This is a genomic window from Micromonospora sp. NPDC049171, assembly GCF_040648275.1.
Lineage (GTDB): Bacteria > Actinomycetota > Actinomycetes > Mycobacteriales > Micromonosporaceae > Micromonospora.
This window is the reverse complement of record NZ_JBEZDJ010000027.1, coordinates 115,965-132,498: the sequence shown is the minus strand read 5'-3', so window position 1 is coordinate 132,498 and position 16,534 is coordinate 115,965. Positions and strand designations below refer to the sequence as shown.

Below are 16,534 nucleotides of genomic sequence, written 5' to 3'. Positions count from 1 at the left end.
GGATACGACACCGGTATCCGGACGAAACCGCGCCTTGCCGGATCGCCGCCCGGACTCCGCCTCGGCTCGACCGCCCTGGTGAAACAGGCCCTAGGGCTGCCTGTGTGGCTTCCGCACCGTCAACTTCTGGTAATTGGCGGCGTGGGGCTGGTAGGTCGGGTTACCGGAGTAGGCAACGTGGACCCGGTACTCCCCGGGCTGCAGATCGGCGGTCGGCAGTTCGACGACGGCCTTACCGTCCGCCAGTGGCACGACGTGCGCGGCGCCGCCGAAGGTGACGGTGACCTCGCCGGTCGGGGTCGGAGCGTGGTGCTTGCGCCCGCCCACCGGCCCAACAGTCACGTTCAATCTGAACGTGCCCCCGCGGACGACAGATGCCGGCGCGGCTTTCGCCTGAACCCTGACGGCGGCCGGGCCGGAGGGCACCCCGAACGACGCCGTACCCACCGACGCCTTCAGGTAGTCGAAGCCGAGGTACTCAGCCTTGACCGTCCGGGCACCCGCCGGCAGGCCTGTCGGCAGCGTGACCGTGGCTGCGCCGTCGCTCAGGCGGGCGAGCTTCGACCACGAGCCGATGCTGAGCCGCACCTGACCGCCGGTCTCGAACCCGTCAGCCGCCGCGACTGTCACGGTGGCCGTGGTCGTCTGCGCGCCGCTCGCGTACGGCTCGACCGCCACCTCGGTGGTGGTCGTGACGTCGCTGTTCGGGATTCCGCGGATATCGTTCCACTCGCGAACGGTCAGCGGGATCACGGTGCCGTGACGCGGACGGACGACACCCGCGTTGGTCATCGTGATCGCCTTGGCGCTCCAGGTCGGGGCCTCGATGTTCTCGTGACACGCGGCCTGGTATCCGCCACCGTTCGTGTACCGGTCACCCCAGAGGTAGAACTGGCCGGGGCAGGAGGTGTCACCGGGGTTGGCCTTGAAGATGACCGGTCCCTCGTACCCCTGGTTGGCGACCCAGGTCGTGCGCCCCAGAGCCGGCGCGACCAGTGTCCAGTTGTTGATGTTGCTGTCCAGGAAGTCGGTGTGCTTCTCCGAGAAGATGTCCGAGCCCTGGTTGCCCGCCTCGTTCTTGGTCACCCGGTAGTAGTGGTCACCGACCCGGATCGCGGTCGTGTCGATCCGCGACAGCGGGGCCGGATCCTGCCAGACCCGGGGAGCCGAGAACGTCTGGAAGTCTCGCGTCGTGGCATACCACATCTGCGCGTTTCCCTGACCTGTGCGGTTCACGGGGTCGCTCCACAGCGACTGCGCCCAGAACACGACGTAGGCGCCGATCTCCTCGACCCACAGCGACTCGGGTGCGAAGGCGTTGCCCGCGTTGTCCGGCGCGACCTTCACGTGCCGCTGAGGGGTCCAGTTCACCAGATCGTGCGACTCGAACACCTCGATGTGCTGGGTGTCGTTGATGGCGTATCCACCCTGGTCGTACCAGTTCAGGTCGGTGGCGATCATATAGAAGGTGTCGCCGTCGGGGGAGCGGACGATGTGCGGGTCACGAAGCCCCTGGTCGCCCAGCTGGGAGATGAGTGACGGGCGACCTCCGGTCAGACCGGTCCAGTCCAGAGCGGTGTTTCCGTTGGACGTGGCGAACATGATCTGCTCGCCGTCGGCAATACCCTCGCCCTTGAAGTACCCCATGAAGTACCGCTCGTACTCCTCGGAGCGTGGCATGGCGGCGATGGTCACCGGGAACGACTTCCTCTGCGCGGCCCTACCCTTGGTGATGGTCGCCGTCAGGGTGGCGGCAACATCCTCCTGGCCGAAGGCCGGGCGGCTGACCGCGCCCGTCGGGGTGACGAGGCGGGTGGTCGACTTCCAGGTGATCGTGGATCCGAACTCGCCCTTGGCAGCGAGGTCGAGGTTTCCGCGTACCTCGTCGGTGGCGGCCACGGTCAGGTCGAAGGCGTCCCGGTCGACCGCCTGGGCGTCGTCGAACTCGGCCTTCACCACGACGGGGATCTCCCGGGTGGTGACCTCCTGGGCGCCCTTGCGGACAGTCGCCGTGAGCGTGGCCGTCGCGTCGGGTTGTCCCTGCGCGGGCCGGGTGATGCTGCCGGTCACCGCAACCTTGCGTGCGCTGGCGAGAGCTGGCGGGGTGTTGACCTCGACGACCGACGGGTCCGAACTCGTCCAGGTGATGGTCGAGCCCGCCACGGAGCCCACCTTGGGCAGAACGACATCGTGTACGACCGCGCTGGTCAGGCCGAGGTCGATGGCTGCGGCGTCGGCGCGAACCCCAGCGGAGACGGTCTTCTCGGCCAGGAGGAGTGTCTCGTCGAGACGCACTGCCCGGTCGTACACGCGGAAGTCCCGGATCGTTCCGCGGAACGAGTAGTGGCCCGACGTCTGCGAGCGACCGAGGAAGTTGCAGTTGGTCCCCGCAGCGTTCACCGACGGCGCCGTGGTCAGGTCGGTCGACGTCGCGTGCAGTACGCCGTCGAGGTAGAGCCGGCCGGTCCAGCTCGTGCCGTTCGAGTTCAGCGACTGGGTGTAGGTGACATGGGTCCACGCTCCCTCGAGCATGCGGACCCGGTTCTGTTGGAGGTTCGTCGGGCCCACCGCGACGCGGAACCGCTGCGTGTTCGACGCGAAGATGGAGCCCTCGGCGCCGGTGTCGACGTCGCACGAGCCGGACTTGCGGCCGAAGCCCCACATCTGGTGCTCGCCGACGTTCGCCGGGTCGACCCACACGTCGTAGTCGACGGTGAGGTTGGACATGCCGGCGGTAATGTCGTTCGGCAGCGCCACGTACGCGCCGTCGAGGGCGCTCTCGTAGGAGTCGGGGTTGAACCTGACTCCTTTGCCGGTCAAGGCCGCCTTCTCGGGATTCACGAGCGTGGCGTTCGCCGCCGCGCCCGCGCTACCCGAGTTGACCAACGTCGTCCCACTGGTCTCGTCGAGGGCGAAGTGGTGCACCAGACCCTCGTCGAGCTGCTCCTCGGCAGCGTGCGAGGGCGTCGCCGCGAACGAGACCGAGAGAAGCGCACCCAGTGCCAGGACCGCGACACCTCTACCTTTGCGACTCAGCCCGAGACGTGGCCTTCGCTGTCGCAGTCTCAACTGATCCTCCTTGGTCGGGGCGGGTTTCTCTCTAAGGTGGACGGAACTGACAACGCTAACTACGGTGTGCTGGCAGGTCAACGCAGTGCGTTTCGGCCCGAGGGCCACGGAGTTCCGCAACCAGGGGCTGTCGGCGGGCAATGGTGCGCGCTCTCGGCGCGTCGGTCGGAAGACAGGCGTACTTCTCGCCGGAGCCCGCGGTGTCTGCGGCGCGCTCCGGCGGCCGTACTCGCCCCGGCGTCGCTCCCGGGCGCGGAGGACTACTCGTACGGGTCCTTGGGGGCGGTCACCTGTCGCCAGGATTCGACGTCGATGTGGGGGATCTCTTCGTCGTTGACGGAGTCGCGGGTGACGCGGTCGGTGTAGCGGCCGGTGACCTGGATCCAGGTGTCGTTGGCCAGGCCGGTGGGCGCGTTGCCGGCCATGCCGAGTTTGACGGGTCGGCCGTCGGCGGCGCAGCAGGACAGGATCATGCGGGCGAGGATCGGTTGTCCGTCGGGTCCCGGGGTGATGAAGCCGGTGATGGACCCGCCGGTTGCCGATCGACTGTCAGCCCCGGGTCGCGGTGCGTGGGAGCCCAGCCCAGGAGATCGGGGTGGGCTCCCACGCGGTGCGGATGGATCAGCTGACGGTGCCGATGGAGACGGCGCCGCGTCCGACGACCGCGCCGTCGTTGGTGACGACGGCCAGTTCGCCGTACAGCTCACGCCCGGCGCTCGGGGCGGACTGGGCGGTCACCGTCCCGGTGAGGGTGGCGGTGGCACCGTTGGCCAGGGCGAGCGGGGCCGGCGGGGTGTCCAGCGTGCCCAGCGACGACGCCGAGAACGAGTCCCGGTAGTCGTAGGCGGTGCTGGTGTTCGGTCCGTCGACGGCGTACCCGTCGACGACGACCCGGTAGGTGCCTGCCGGCGGGTTGGCGATGGTGACCGCTTCCTCGGAGTCACCGTCTGCGGACAGGCCGACCTGCGCGTCGCCGCGGAACACCGTCAGGTCCAGGTCGGCGCCCAGGTTGGCGGTGTTGCCGATCCGGACCGTGAACCTGCTGGCGCCGGCCGGAACGTCCACCAGGTACTCCTGCTGGGCGCCCTCGGCGATGGTCGGCCGCTCGGCGTGCACGCTGGACAGCGGACCGCCCTGGCCGGTCACCGCGACCGGGCCGAAGGTGTTGGTCAGCGTCCACGTCGCCGGGGTCGGCTGGCCGGCGGTGAGCGCCGGCAGTTCGAGCACGGCCGGCTCGACCTGTACGCCCTGCACCCGGGCCTGCAACTGGAACGGGTTGTGCAACGCCGGGGAGGTCCGCCGTGCCTCCACCTCGATCTCCCAGACCCCGGCGATCGGGTTCTGGTAGTCGCGCTCCTGCGGCTTGCAGGCGGCGGCGTCGGAGTAGTTGGTGTAGCAGGCGGTGCTGGCCGTGCTCTCCACCGGCACGCCGTAGGGGTTGATGGCGATGAACCGGGTCTGCGATCCGGTGGCGATGCCGGACAGGTTCACCTGTAGCGCCCCGGCGCCGGCCGGCACGGTGATGAAGTACGAGGTGAAACTGTTGCGCGCGACCGAGCCCTCGGCGGAGAACGAGTAGCCGGGCCTGGTGACGGTGGTGGCGGCCACCACGACGGCGGAGACCTCGAAGTCGAGCACCGAGGTCTTCGGGTCGTCCACGGTCAGGATCGTGCCGTGCGCGCCGGTGGTTGACGGCTTGGCGGTGACCGGGATCGTGACGGTCTTGTTCAGCGGGAGCGCGACCGTCCTGGGTGCGGTGAAGGTGCCGTCGTTGCCGCGCAGGGCCAGCTTGTGGCTGATGGTTCCGGCCGGGCCGCTGGTACGGGTGACCTTGACCGGGTAGGTGCGGCTCTGGCCGACCTTGTGCTCACCCTCGGCCGGGGTGCAGCGGTTGTAGACGCCGGCGCCGCGGTTGGGGTTGGGGACGAACCGGCTCAGGTCGCGGTCGTAGCGGGTGAGGTTCTCCGACAGCTCCGTGCAGACCGGGGCGTCGGAGACGTACGAGCGGGTCTCGACGCCCTTGGCGAGCAGCTTCCACGCGCCGGGAACGTTGAACATGCCGTAACCCTGCGCGTACGTCGCCACGTCCGTGATGGGCTTGGCGGAGGTGTAGATGGCCCGGCGCAGCGCGGCCGGGGTGACGCCCTTGTCGGTGGCCTTGGCGGCGGAGAGCAACAGGGCGGCGGCGCCGGCGGCCTGGGGGGAGGCCATCGACGTGCCGTTGAGCATCTGGTAGCCCGGCGGCAGCGCGTAGCCGGCCTCGGCAACGGGGATGCCCGGCTGCCAGGTCGGCGCGGTGGAGATCGCCGATCCGGGGGCGGTGATGTTCGGCTTGAAGCCGCCATCCTCGCGCGGTCCCCGGGAGGAGAAGTTGAACAGCGCGTTCTTCTTCGTGACCACCGAGCCGTAGTTGGCCAGCCAGGTGTCCTTGCTGATGTTCGCGGCGACGCTGACGACGTTCTCGGCGACCGAGGGGTCGCCGACGGTGTTCAGGCCCGGCCCGGAGTTGCCGGCGGAGATGAACATCTGTACGCCGTAGGTGGTGATCAGGTCGTTGTAGAGCTGCGCGCGGGCGTTGGCGCCGTCGTTGAGCGTCGGCAGGCCGCCGATGGACATGTTGACCACGTCGACGTGTCGGTTGATGACCAGGTCGGCCATGCCGGTGGTCAGCGCCGCGGCGGTGCAGCCGCCACCCCAGGAGCAGGCCCGGGCGGAGACGAGCTTGGCGCCGGGGGCGGCGCCGTCGAAGGCGGTGTTGCCGAGCATGTCGTTGGCGGCGGTGATGCCGGCGACGTGGGTGCCGTGGGTGGCCTCGATGATGCCGATGTTGACGTAGTCGGCGTACGGGCCGGGCTTGCCGTCGCCCGGGTTGATGTCGACGTCCTCGCGGTACTCGACCACGAAGGGCATCTGGTCCCGTACGGCGGTGGCGGGGTTGTCGGTGCCGAAGTGCCCGACGTCGAAGCGCTCCCGGTACGGGCGCATCAGCGTCTCGTCGGTGAAGCTGTTGTCCTGGTCGACGTCGACCCAGATGTCGTGGGTCTGCGGGTTGTAGAGCACGCCCCACGCGTCGGTGGTGTCCCCGTCGCGGTTGACGTCACCCGCCGGGTCGCTGGCGGCGGTGATCGACTCACGGAACAGGTTGAACGTGTAGGCACCCGCCGGTGCGGTCCATGTCGCGCCGCCCGCGCTGAACGAGGGCCCGGTCACCTCGGTGACCATGCGCCGCCAGGTGCCGTCGTTCTCGGTCACGGGGTCGGTGGCGGTGACCCAGTCGACGATCTTCCGCTCACCGGTCGTGGTCTTCTGCAGCGCCGGCTGGTCCAGGTCGATGCCGGAGTCCATGATGCCGATGGTCACCCCACGGCCGTCCCATTGCGGATGAGCCGTTTTGAAGGACTCCGCGCCGGTCTCGTTGGTCGGCATGTACGGGTTCACCGCGCCGGTGCCCGCGCCGGGACCGCTGAGCGTCGCGCCCTGCGCGGCGGCCTTCGCACCGGAGGCCGCCGCACCGGCGGTCGGGTCCGGCAGTTGGATGACCTCGTCCAGGTCGATCGCGGCGACGCCCGGCAGCCCGGCGGCCTTGAGCACCTTGCTGGTGGGCACGGTGGCCAGGACGTAGCCGATCTGGTCGAAGCGCCGGTTGACCGCGCCACCGAGGGCCTCGACGCCGTCGACGACAGCCTTGCTCCGGCCCTTCTCGGCGGCGACGATCAGGGTCACCGTCGGCGCGTGCTTCGCCTCGGCCTGCGCGAGCAGCTTGGCGTCGTGCGAGCCCAACGCCTCGGCGGGGGTGGCCGCCGGAGTGTCGGGGGTGGAGGGAGCGGCGGTCGCGGTGGCGGCGCCACTCGTCACGGTCATGGCACCGGCCGCCAGAACCGATGCGAAGAGCGCGGCGGAGGTACGCCTGCTCAGGTTGCGGGGTCTACTCACGTTCTCTTTCCTCCAGAGAACAGGGCCCTGAGATGACAGGGCACGCGTGAGCGATCCTTCGTGGTGTTGGTAGTCGATGTCGATAGATGGTTCGACGTTGTGATCTCTCCGTGACATCGGCAGCGTGCGCCCTCCCCGACGAGGATGAGATCGGCCGCCATGACCTCGAAGGACGGTCCCCTGACCGAAATCGGCCAGCGCCGCGCCGCAGCAGTCGGGCGGCGGGTTCGTCGCTCGGCAGGTGGCAGCTCACGAGCAGGCGGACCTCATGTCGGGCGAGCGGCGCGGATGACGTCGACCGGCCCGGATCACCGGCCAGGCCTCCGCAGACAAGCTCCGCCAGCAGTTCGACGGCAGAGACCACGGCCCTCGGTGCTGCCGCACTGTCGCCCCCGCCGCCCTATCGGCACTCGTTTCGGTTTCCGTTACCGTGCGCCCGACGCTCGACCTGCGGAGAATCCATCTGCACTACCCCGCGATGGCACCGGAGGCGGGGTCGGGAGATGGCTGGGCGACGCTCATGCACAACGACGCATAATGGTCCGACGGGCAGCGAGGCGACGTGTCGGAAGCGGCAGGCCGGCGGCGCCCGACATCACGGGAGGATGGCGGCCACGGTGAACCAGGCGATGCCGAATGTGACCCGGAACACCCGACAGCGGGCAGAGGTGCTGGCGCTGCTGCGCGAGGTGGAGGGCTTCCACTCGGCGCAGCAACTGCACCAGATGCTGCTGGCGCGTAAGGCGGGAGTCGGCCTGACCACCGTCTACCGAACGTTGCAGCTGTTGGTGGATGCTGGTGAGATCGATTCGACTCGGCTGCCGGGCGGCGAACAACTCTTCCGCCGGTGCAGCCAGAGCAAACACCATCACCACCTGGTCTGCCGAGACTGTGGGCGCACCGTCGAGGTGGCCGGTCCGGCCGTGGAGCGGTGGGCCGACCAGGTTGCCGCCCAGCACGGGTTCGTGGACGTCGGCCACACCTTGGAGATTTTCGGCACCTGCGCCGAGTGCGTCCGCTGAGCGATCGACGGATCGTTGCGTCGAAACCAGGGCGGGAAGCCCGGAAGAACGCGGCTCTGGTTCGCCTCAGCGCCACGCCTCAACTGGGTGGGCCGGTCGGGTAGTACCTGGCTCAGGTGGAGATGGGGTGGTGGTGGCGGTTGGAGTCGACGGCGTACATACGGGCTTGGGCGATGTCGAAGTACATGCCGGTCAGGGTGAGGCGGCCGGCGGCGACGGCGGCGTTGACGGTGGGGTGGGTGCGCAGGTTCGCTAGTTGCTGGGTGATGTTGGCGGTGCAGCAGGCTTGTTCGTCGGTCGGGTCGGCGAAGTGCGCACCGGACTGGGCGAGCCAGCGGCCCAGTGCCGAGTCGGTGTCAGTCGTGCCGCTCATCAGGGCTCGTACCGCGCTGCAGCCGGAGTGCCCGCAGACGGTGATGGTGGTGACGCCGAGGACGGTGACCGCGTAGTCGATCGCGGCGGCGACCGAGGTGTCGGGGGCGTCGTTGGCGGGCACGATGTTGCCGACGTTGCGCACGCAGAACAGGTCGCCCGGGCCGCTGGCGGTGATGAGGTTGGGTACCAGGCGTGAGTCGGCGCAGGTGATGAACAGTTGGTCGGGTGCGTGGCCGTTGTGGGTGAGTTCGGCGAGTTCGGGTCGGACAAGCGGCGCGACGCTGCGTTCGAATTCGCGGATGCCGGCTGCCATGGCGCCTTGGCGGTCGCGGTCGGCACCCTGCCACCTCGACCAGGAGCCGAGGAAGCGCGGGGTGCTCTTGCCGGCGCCGAGTCGGTCGGAGGCGGCGCGGTGGAACCAGGAGTCGTGCACCTCGCTGATGTGGACGTCACCGCCGGTTCGAATGTAGGACTGCTGCCAGTCGCGGAGGGTTTCGTAGGCGCCGTGGTCGAGATAGTCCAGATGCAGTTCGACTTCCACCCGCTGGGCGGCGGGTAGCGCGGCGAGTCGGCGGGTGAGCCGCCCGGAGGCGATGAACGCCAGGGTTCCGGAGATCGACACGAGCCACGTGTCGGGTGCCGGTTGCGTGGTCCGGATCTCGCAGCGGGCGAGGCGCCACAGCATGAACAGCACCGCTGCTGCCATGCCGAGGCCGACGCCGGTGAGCAGGTCGGTGGCGGTGACAGCGGCCGCGGTGATCAGGTACACGGGCAGCTCCCGGTGCCGGGCATAAGTGCGGATCTGCGCGAGGCTCACCAGCCGCAGGCCGACGACCACGAGGACCGCGGCGAGCGCGGCTATCGGGATCATCTCCAGCACCGCGGCGCAGAGCAGCACGAACACAGCGATCCAGACGCCGTGCAGGATAGCCGAGGCTCGGGTGCGGGCGCCGGCCGCGACATTTGTCGAACTGCGGACGATGACGCCGGTGACCGGCAGGCCGCCCAGCGTGCCCGAGACGGCGTTCGCGGCACCCTGGGCGATAAGTTCCCGGTTGAGGTCGGCGCGTGGCCCGTCGTGCATCCGGTCGACGGCTACCGCAGAGAGCAGGGACTCCACGCTTGCGACCAGGGCGATGGTGATAGCGGCCACGGCGATCTCGCGCAGCGGTGCCTCCGGCCAGCGGGCGGTGGTCAGTTCACTGAGTGGCTCGGCGGGCAGATTTACCCGCTGCACGTCGAGGCCCAGGACCGTCGCGAGAACGGTGGCGGCGACCACCGCGATCAGTGCCGCCGGGAGTAAAGTCGTCTTGACCAGACGTGGCCAGATCAGCAACAGCGCGATGGTCAACGCACCCAGCAAGACGGACACCCCGTGGTGACCGGCGATCTGACCGGGTAGGTCACGCAAGTTCGCCCACGCGGAGCTCTGGGGCGCGCCGCCGAGCACCACGTGAACTTGGCTCAGTGCGATGACCAGCCCGATGCCGGCGAGCATGCCGTGCACAACTGCTGGTGACAGTGCGAGCGCTGCCCGGCCGAGGCGGGTGACGCCCAACAGAATCTGCACCCCTCCGGCGACGGCCACGATCGCGGCGGTGCCGGCGAAGCCAAACTCGACGATGGTGCCCGCGACGATCACGGTGAGGCCAGCCGCCGGCCCGCTCACCTGCAGCGGAGCTCCGCTGAGTGCGCCCGCGACGATACCGCCCACGACGGCGGCGAGCAGCCCGGCCAGCAACGGCGCCCCTGACGCCGCAGCGATACCCAGGGACAACGGGATCGCGATCAGGAAAACCACGATCGATGCGGAAAGATCATGTCGGAATGCCTTGAGGGCGGACATTCCGGAAATGTACCTGCGCAGAGTTAACGAGGCATTACACCTGTGGCGTCCTGGGAGGTGCGGCTCCGGGCGACGGCCGTGGCCTGAGGGTCGACCGCCCAATTCCCGAGCGCGGGGGCGACACATGCACGTGTGGTCATCTCGCTATTAGACGATACTTAGCGAAAACGATTACCGTTCCGCATCTCAGGAATGGAGTGTTTTCGTGAAGCATGGACAACGCACGATCATCGCCGCGGCGACCGCCGCCGCGCTTGTTCTTCTGGGCGGTTGTGGCTCGGGTGACGACACCGCCGAGGGCGGTAGCAACGCCTCGGCCGGCACCGGGCTGGCGGTGGTCGCCACCACCCCCGAGGTGGCCGACTTCGTCCGCACCATCGGTGGCGGCGATGTCACCGTCACACAGATCATCAAGCCGAACGTGGACCCGCACGACTACGAGCCCACGCCGGCCGACATCCAGGCCATCGGCAAGGCCGCCGTCGTCGTCAAGAACGGTGTCGGCCTCGAGGAGTGGCTCGACCAGACCATCGAATCGGCCGGCTTCAAGGGCACGGTCGTCGACTCCAGCCAGGGCGTCACCCTGCGCGAGGGCGGGCACGAGGAGGGCGAGGGCGGGCACGAGGGCGAGGAGCACGACCCGCACATCTGGCACAACCCCCTGAACGCCAAGACGATGGTCGCCAACATCGAGAAGGGCCTCGCCGCGGCCGACCCCGCGCACGCCGCGGCCTTCGCGGGCAATCTGAAGAACTACACGGCCGAACTCGACAAGCTCGACGCCGACAACGAGGCCGCCTTCGCCCGGATCCCTGCCGATCAGCGCAAGCTCGTGACCAACCACGACGCCTTCGGCTACTACGTCGACCGGTACAAGCTGCAGTTCATCGGCTCGGTCATCCCCAGCCTGGACACCTCCGCCGAGCTGAGCGCGAAGCAGCTCAACGAACTCGTCGCGAAGATCAAGGCGACCGGTACGAAGGCCATCTTCGCGGAGACGTCACTGCCACCCAAGAGCGCCGAGGCGATCGCGAACCAGGCCGGCGTCGAGGTCATCGGCGGTGCGGACGCCCTCTACGGCGACAGCATCGGCGCCGAGGGCACGCCCCAGGGCACCTACCTCGGTGCGGAGCGGCACAACACCCAGGTCATCGTCACGGGTCTGGGCGGCTGACATGGGCGATGTCGCGGTGGCCGACGCCGCCCTTCGCTACGCCGAGGTGAGCGTCGGCTACCACGGCACGCCCGTGCTCACCGACGTCAACCTCGACCTGGTCCCCGGGCAGCGCCTGGCCCTGATCGGACCGAACGGCGCCGGCAAGTCCACGCTGATCAAGTCGATCCTCGGCCTGGTGCCGGTCCTCGCCGGCACGACCACCGTGCTCGGGCGCACACCGGCCCAGGCCCGGACCCGCACCGGATACGTTCCGCAGACCGACTCCCTCGACGCCGACTTCCCGGTGACCGCAGCCCAGGTCGTCATGATGGGCCGCTACCGACGCATCGGCTGGTGGCGCCCCACCCGCACCGCCGACCGTCGCGCGGTGCACGAGGCGCTCGACCGCCTCGGCCTCGCCGATCACGCGAGGACACACTTCGGAGTGCTCTCCGGTGGCCAACGCCAGCGGGTGCTGCTGGCCCGCGCCATCGCCGCCGAGCCACGGCTGTTGCTGCTCGACGAGCCGTTCAACGGCGTCGACGCGGTGAGCCAGGCAGCCATCCTGTCCGTCCTGCGCGAACTCAGCACGGTCGGGACCACCCTGGTGCTGAGCACTCACGACCTGACTGTCGCGCATGAACTCGCCGACACGGTCTGCGTGCTCAACGGCCGACAGTGGGCGGTCGGCCCGCCCGACGAGACGTTGACCGCCGACACGCTGCGCCGCGCGTACGGCGGACACGCCATCGAGGTGGCCGACGGCCGGACAGTGCTGGTGGAGCCGTGATCGAGCCGTTCACCGTACCGTTCATGGGGCGAGCCCTGGCCGAGCTCGCGCTGCTCGCCCTCGTCTGCGGACCGGTCAGTGTCTTCGTCTTCGCCCGCCGCCTGTCGTTCGTCTCCGACGCGCTGACGCACACCGTGTTCCCCGGCGTCGTCATCGGGTTCCTGGCCGGCGGCATTGAGGGCATCGTCGTCGGGGCGATGGTCGCCGGCGTCGTGACCGCGGTGGCGCTGACCCTGCTCAGCCGGGGCGGGGCGCTGTCCGACGATGCCTCCACCGCCGTGGTGCTCACCGCCATGTTCTCGATCGGCGTGGTGCTCGTGTCGCGGCGCTCCTCGTACACCTCGGATCTGACGTCGTTTCTCTTCGGGCGCATCCTGACGGTGACGCCGCGCCAGCTCGCGGAGACCGCCGTGCTGGCGGTCGTCATCCTCGGGCTGCTGGCAATCAGCGCCCGCGCCCTGATCTTCCGGACCTTCGACCCGGTCGGAGCGGCAGCCGCCGGTTTCCGGATCGCCTGGCTCGATCTGTTGCTCAACATCATCGTCGCGCTCGTCGTCGTCGCCGCGGCACGTGCCGTCGGCACCGTCCTCGTGGTCGCGTTGCTCATCGTGCCGGCCGCGACGGCCCGCATGCTCACCACCCGCCTGTCACTGATGGCGGTGATCGGCACCGGCCTCATCCTCCTGGCCGCATACGGCGGTCTGCTGGCCAGCTGGACCGCATCGGTCGACTACGGCATCTCCCTGACCTCGGCCTCCGCCGTCGTCCTGCTGCTCGTGTTCGCCTACCTGCTGCTGCTTCCACTGGGCGCGCTGCGCTCCAGGCGCAACCACGGGCGGATCGCCTCCGACGCAAGGAGATCGCCGCATGAACTGGTGGGATGACGCGCTGCACCGGGCCGTGGCCGAGGTACTGCTCGCCGGCGCGCTCGCCGGACTCGTCGGCGTTCACGTCGTGCTCCGCCGACTGTCCTTCTTCACCATGGCACTGACCCACGCCACGTTCCCCGGGGTGGTGGCAGCCTCCATCATCGGTGTCAACATCCTCGTCGGCGGCGTGGTCGCGGGTGCGATCGTCGCGCTGGCCGTCGCCGCGCTCAGCCGCCGACGAAGCCAGCACACGGCCGCGGCGACCGGCGTCCTGCTCTCCGGTGGCTTCGCCCTCGGCGCCGGGCTCGTCGCCACCCAGAACGGCTTCAGCCGGGACCTGACCTCGTTCCTCGTCGGATCGATCCTCACCGTCAGCCCGCAGGACCTCGTGACCACCGCGGTCGTGCTCGTCGTCGTCGTGGGCGTCCTGCTGGCCTGCGCCCGACCGCTGCGCTACACCGGCTTCGACCGGGACGGCGCGCAGGCGGCCGGCTTCGCCACCGGTGCCTGGGACGTCGTGCTGCTGCTCGTCATCCAGGTGGCGGTCGTGACGATCGTTCCGGCCATCGGCACGATCCTCGCCCTCGCCCTCATCGTCGCGCCAGCGGCGGCGGCGCGCCAGTGGTCGCACCGGCTGGGCATCATCACCGCCCTGGCCGTCACTCTCGGCGCGCTCAGCGGGCTCGGCGGCCTGTACGCGTCGAGCCGCTGGGACGTCGCCGCCGGCGCGAGCATCACCCTGACCGCCACCGCGATCCTGGCACTGTCGACAGTGCTGTCCCGGCTGGTCAGGTTCGGGCACACGGCGACCGCCCGCCTACGGGCGTCCACGGCATGAGCACCGCACACCTCGATGAGACGAGGCGCGCTCTGGACCGCGCGGTGGTCGTGCTGCGCGCCATGGCGTACGAGCACCGGATACACATTCTCGTGCTGCTGCGGGACGGCGAACAGACGCCCGCGTCCCTGGCGGCGGCGATGTCGGCGGACTCGACGATCATCGCCCGGCACCTGCGGTACCTCAAGGACGCCCGGTTGATCCGGCGCAGACGTCGCGGGCGAGAGGTCACCTACGCGCTGCAGGGGGAGGCCACCCGGCGACTCGTCGAGGAAGTGCTGCACCACGCCGAGCACTCAGCCTGACCAACGCACGGCAGGTCCACGTGCCGGTGTCGGCACACCGTTGTCCATCAGCGCTCCCCGCTCGGCGTTCCGATGTCGACCGGGGTGGTTCTCGGTAGCCAGAGGGCGAGTACGGCACCGAGGGCGACCACGGCCGCGCCCACCGCGACCGCCGGCCTCAGGCCGTCCACGAAGGTCGCGCCGGTGGCGTACCCGCCGCGAGCGGCGAAGACCGAGGCGAGGGCAGCGACTCCGACGGCCACGCCGAGTTCGCGGACCGAGTTGTTGGTGCCGGAGGCGACGCCCCGGGCGCCTTCCGGCACACTGGCCATGGTCGCGGTGCTGATCGGGGCGAAGGTCAGTCCCATCCCGATGCCAGCCAGCGCCAATGGCACGGCGAGCACGCCGTAGGCGACGTCGGCCGTACTGACCAGGGCGAGCCAGCCGAGTGCGATGGCGAGGGCGCCCTGACCGGCGACGATCAGGTTGCGGACGCCGAGCCTGCCCACCAGGAGCCCGGCCAGCGGGGCAACCACCATCGGCGCCATGGTCCACGGCATCGTGCGTATCCCTGCCTCCAGCGGACTCAGTCCCTGCACCACCTGGAAGAACTGGGCGAGCAGAAACACCGAGCCGAAGACGCCGACCGAGAACGTGAACGCCACCGCGTTGACGAGGCTGAAGGTGCGGGAACGGAAGAGCCGCAGCGGCAGCATCGGGGCCGAGGTGCGCCGCTCCCACCAGAGGAAGCCGCAGATCAGCGCGGTGCCTCCGACCAGCGCCGCCACCACCCTGGTCGAGGTCCATCCGTGCTCCTCGCCGTGCACCACGCCCCAGACCAGGGCCAGCACGCCGACGATGGAGAGGCCCAGGCCGGCCGGGTCCAGCCGGGATGACGGGCCACGTGATTCGCGCAGGGTGATCGCGGCCAGTCCGACGGCGAGCAGTCCGACCGGTAGGTTGAGCCAGAAGATCCACGTCCAGTCCAGCCCTTCGACCACCGCTCCGCCGACCAGTGGGCCGACAGCGACACCGAGACCGCTGATTCCGCTCCAGATTCCGATGGCGGCGTTGCGGAGCCGCTCGGGGATGGCGGCGGCGAGCAGGGTGAGCGACAGCGGCAGCACGGCCGCTCCGGCCGCTCCCTGGACTGCCCGGGCGGCGATGAGCATCCACGGTTCGGTGGCCAGGGCGCAGGCGGCGGAGGCCACCGTGAACAGGCCGATGCCGGCGAGGAAGAGCCGGCGACGGCCGATCCGATCGCCGAGCGCGGCGGCGGTGAGCAGCAACGCGGCGAAGGGCAGCGTGTACGCGTTGACGAACCACTGCAGGTCGGTCAGGGAAGCGCCGAGTTCCGTCCTGATCACCGGCAGTGCCGTCGTCACGACGAGATTGTCCAAGGTGACCATGAACATCGGCACGCCGACGGCGGCGAGCACCGCAGCCAGAGAAGGGCCGTCGGGCCGGTCGGGCGGGGGAGGAAGCTTGGCGGCGCTCTCGGTGACGGCGTCTGCACCGGGCATCAGAGGCTCCTTGTTGTTATCCGATGATAACTAGGCTCAATGAAAGTAGCTATCGACTGATAACATGTCAACGTCCCTCTGAAGGAGTGCCGATGACCAGGACCCGGCTGACCGCCAGCGAGCGCGGCGAACAACTGGTGGCCGCAGCGGTCAAGGCGTTCGCCGCCGCCGGTTACGCCGGCACCAGCACCGATGACGTGGCTCGGCTGGCCGGTGTCTCGCAGCCGTACGTGATCCGGTTGTTCGGCTCCAAGCAGCGACTGTTCATTGCCACGGTCGAGCACGCCGCCGGCCGGATCGAGCAGGCGTTCCGGCGGGCGGCCGAACGACAGGCGGACCTGCCGAGCCTGGCCACCGCCTACGACGAACTACTGGCCGAGCATGACCTGCTCGCCGTGCTGCTGCACGGGTACGCGGCCAGCGCCGACCCGACGATCGGCTCGGCCGTACGCGCCTGCTTCGGCCGGATCTATCAGCTGGTCCGGGACCTGACCGGGGCGACCGCCGAGGAGACTCGCGAGTTCCTCGCCACCGGGATGCTGCTCACCGTGCTGGCGTCGATCCGCGTCATCGGGCCCGACGCGGTCGCGCCGGAAACGTGGATGTCGGAGATCGCCGCGACCATCTACAAGCCCGATCCGGAAAGCGAGTCCGAACCTGACCGCAAGGCGGCCGAACGAGCCGAAGGGTAGCGGCCGACGGCGACACCCGGTGCCAACGACTGGGCATCATAGGTGCCGTGGTCGTCCTGCTGACCAGGATGTCCCACGTGTGCCGCCCGCTCACCGGTGCGCGACCGGAGAGGCGCGGGCAAGCATCAACCCGGAGG

12 protein-coding genes are annotated in these 16,534 nt (G+C 69.5%); 7 read left to right on the top strand and 5 right to left on the bottom strand.

The window, feature by feature from the left end; genetic code table 11:
• Positions 1-90 precede the first annotated feature (90 nt).
• The 3 genes from AB0B14_RS29285 to AB0B14_RS29275 form a co-directional block, all read right to left on the bottom strand.
• The gene (locus AB0B14_RS29285; RefSeq protein WP_357525332.1) at positions 91-3,210 is read right to left on the bottom strand and encodes an immunoglobulin-like domain-containing protein; all 3,120 of its coding nucleotides are present in this window, start codon (positions 3,208-3,210) and stop codon (positions 91-93) included.
• 119 nt (positions 3,211-3,329) lie between these two features.
• Positions 3,330-3,776: a hypothetical protein gene (locus tag AB0B14_RS29280; RefSeq protein ID WP_357525330.1), complete on the bottom strand. Its 447-nt coding sequence runs from the start codon at positions 3,774-3,776 to the stop codon at positions 3,330-3,332.
• Positions 3,691-7,002, bottom strand: a complete 3,312-nt coding sequence (locus AB0B14_RS29275) for a S8 family serine peptidase (RefSeq protein ID WP_357525328.1) — start codon at positions 7,000-7,002, stop codon at positions 3,691-3,693. The genes AB0B14_RS29280 and AB0B14_RS29275 overlap by 86 nt, the downstream gene beginning before the upstream one ends.
• Positions 7,003-7,607: 605 nt before the next feature.
• On the opposite strand from AB0B14_RS29275, the gene AB0B14_RS29270 reads away from it, so the two are divergent.
• Positions 7,608-8,024, top strand: coding sequence for a transcriptional repressor (locus tag AB0B14_RS29270; protein WP_203118058.1), 417 nt, complete (start codon positions 7,608-7,610; stop codon positions 8,022-8,024).
• A gap of 112 nt (positions 8,025-8,136) precedes the next feature.
• Here the strand turns inward: AB0B14_RS29270 and AB0B14_RS29265 are convergent, their stop codons facing one another.
• Entirely contained in the window at positions 8,137-10,245 is a 2,109-nt protein-coding gene (locus AB0B14_RS29265; protein ID WP_357073684.1) for a bifunctional SulP family inorganic anion transporter/carbonic anhydrase, read from the bottom strand.
• A gap of 205 nt (positions 10,246-10,450) precedes the next feature.
• Between AB0B14_RS29265 and AB0B14_RS29260 the strand changes: the two genes are divergently transcribed.
• The 5 genes from AB0B14_RS29260 to AB0B14_RS29240 are packed head-to-tail and all read left to right on the top strand — an operon-like array spanning position 10,451 to position 14,203.
• Positions 10,451-11,419 (top strand): metal ABC transporter substrate-binding protein, encoded by a 969-nt coding sequence (locus AB0B14_RS29260; RefSeq protein ID WP_357525326.1) that lies wholly within the window; start codon positions 10,451-10,453, stop codon positions 11,417-11,419.
• 1 nt (position 11,420) lies between these two features.
• On the top strand, positions 11,421-12,191 hold the full coding sequence (locus AB0B14_RS29255) for a metal ABC transporter ATP-binding protein (RefSeq protein ID WP_357525324.1): 771 nt from the start codon (positions 11,421-11,423) through the stop codon (positions 12,189-12,191).
• Positions 12,188-13,075: a metal ABC transporter permease gene (locus tag AB0B14_RS29250; RefSeq protein WP_357525322.1), complete on the top strand. Its 888-nt coding sequence runs from the start codon at positions 12,188-12,190 to the stop codon at positions 13,073-13,075. The genes AB0B14_RS29255 and AB0B14_RS29250 overlap by 4 nt, the downstream gene beginning before the upstream one ends.
• Positions 13,059-13,898 (top strand): metal ABC transporter permease, encoded by an 840-nt coding sequence (locus AB0B14_RS29245; RefSeq protein WP_357525320.1) that lies wholly within the window; start codon positions 13,059-13,061, stop codon positions 13,896-13,898. Before AB0B14_RS29250 ends, AB0B14_RS29245 begins: the two co-directional genes overlap by 17 nt.
• On the top strand, positions 13,895-14,203 hold the full coding sequence (locus AB0B14_RS29240; RefSeq protein ID WP_357073700.1) for a metalloregulator ArsR/SmtB family transcription factor: 309 nt from the start codon (positions 13,895-13,897) through the stop codon (positions 14,201-14,203). The genes AB0B14_RS29245 and AB0B14_RS29240 overlap by 4 nt, the downstream gene beginning before the upstream one ends.
• Positions 14,204-14,250: 47 nt before the next feature.
• On the opposite strand, the gene AB0B14_RS29235 is transcribed toward AB0B14_RS29240, so the two are convergent.
• A complete protein-coding gene (locus AB0B14_RS29235) occupies positions 14,251-15,705 on the bottom strand; it encodes a DHA2 family efflux MFS transporter permease subunit (RefSeq protein ID WP_357073704.1) in 1,455 nt (484 codons plus the stop codon).
• A gap of 92 nt (positions 15,706-15,797) precedes the next feature.
• Between AB0B14_RS29235 and AB0B14_RS29230 the strand changes: the two genes are divergently transcribed.
• Positions 15,798-16,397: a TetR/AcrR family transcriptional regulator gene (locus AB0B14_RS29230; RefSeq protein ID WP_357525319.1), complete on the top strand. Its 600-nt coding sequence runs from the start codon at positions 15,798-15,800 to the stop codon at positions 16,395-16,397.
• Positions 16,398-16,534: the final 137 nt, after the last annotated feature.

Excerpts from the sequence above, each read along its gene's own strand:
- AB0B14_RS29270 (WP_203118058.1), top strand. The coding sequence starts at position 7,608 with ATGGCGGCCACGGTGAACCAGGCGATGCCGAATGTGACCCGGAACACC.
- AB0B14_RS29265 (WP_357073684.1), bottom strand. The coding sequence starts at position 10,245 with ATGTCCGCCCTCAAGGCATTCCGACATGATCTTTCCGCATCGATCGTG.
- AB0B14_RS29255 (WP_357525324.1), top strand. The coding sequence starts at position 11,421 with ATGGGCGATGTCGCGGTGGCCGACGCCGCCCTTCGCTACGCCGAGGTG.
- AB0B14_RS29245 (WP_357525320.1), top strand. The coding sequence starts at position 13,059 with ATGAACTGGTGGGATGACGCGCTGCACCGGGCCGTGGCCGAGGTACTG.
- AB0B14_RS29240 (WP_357073700.1), top strand. The coding sequence starts at position 13,895 with ATGAGCACCGCACACCTCGATGAGACGAGGCGCGCTCTGGACCGCGCG.
- AB0B14_RS29235 (WP_357073704.1), bottom strand. The coding sequence starts at position 15,705 with ATGCCCGGTGCAGACGCCGTCACCGAGAGCGCCGCCAAGCTTCCTCCC.
- AB0B14_RS29230 (WP_357525319.1), top strand. The coding sequence starts at position 15,798 with ATGACCAGGACCCGGCTGACCGCCAGCGAGCGCGGCGAACAACTGGTG.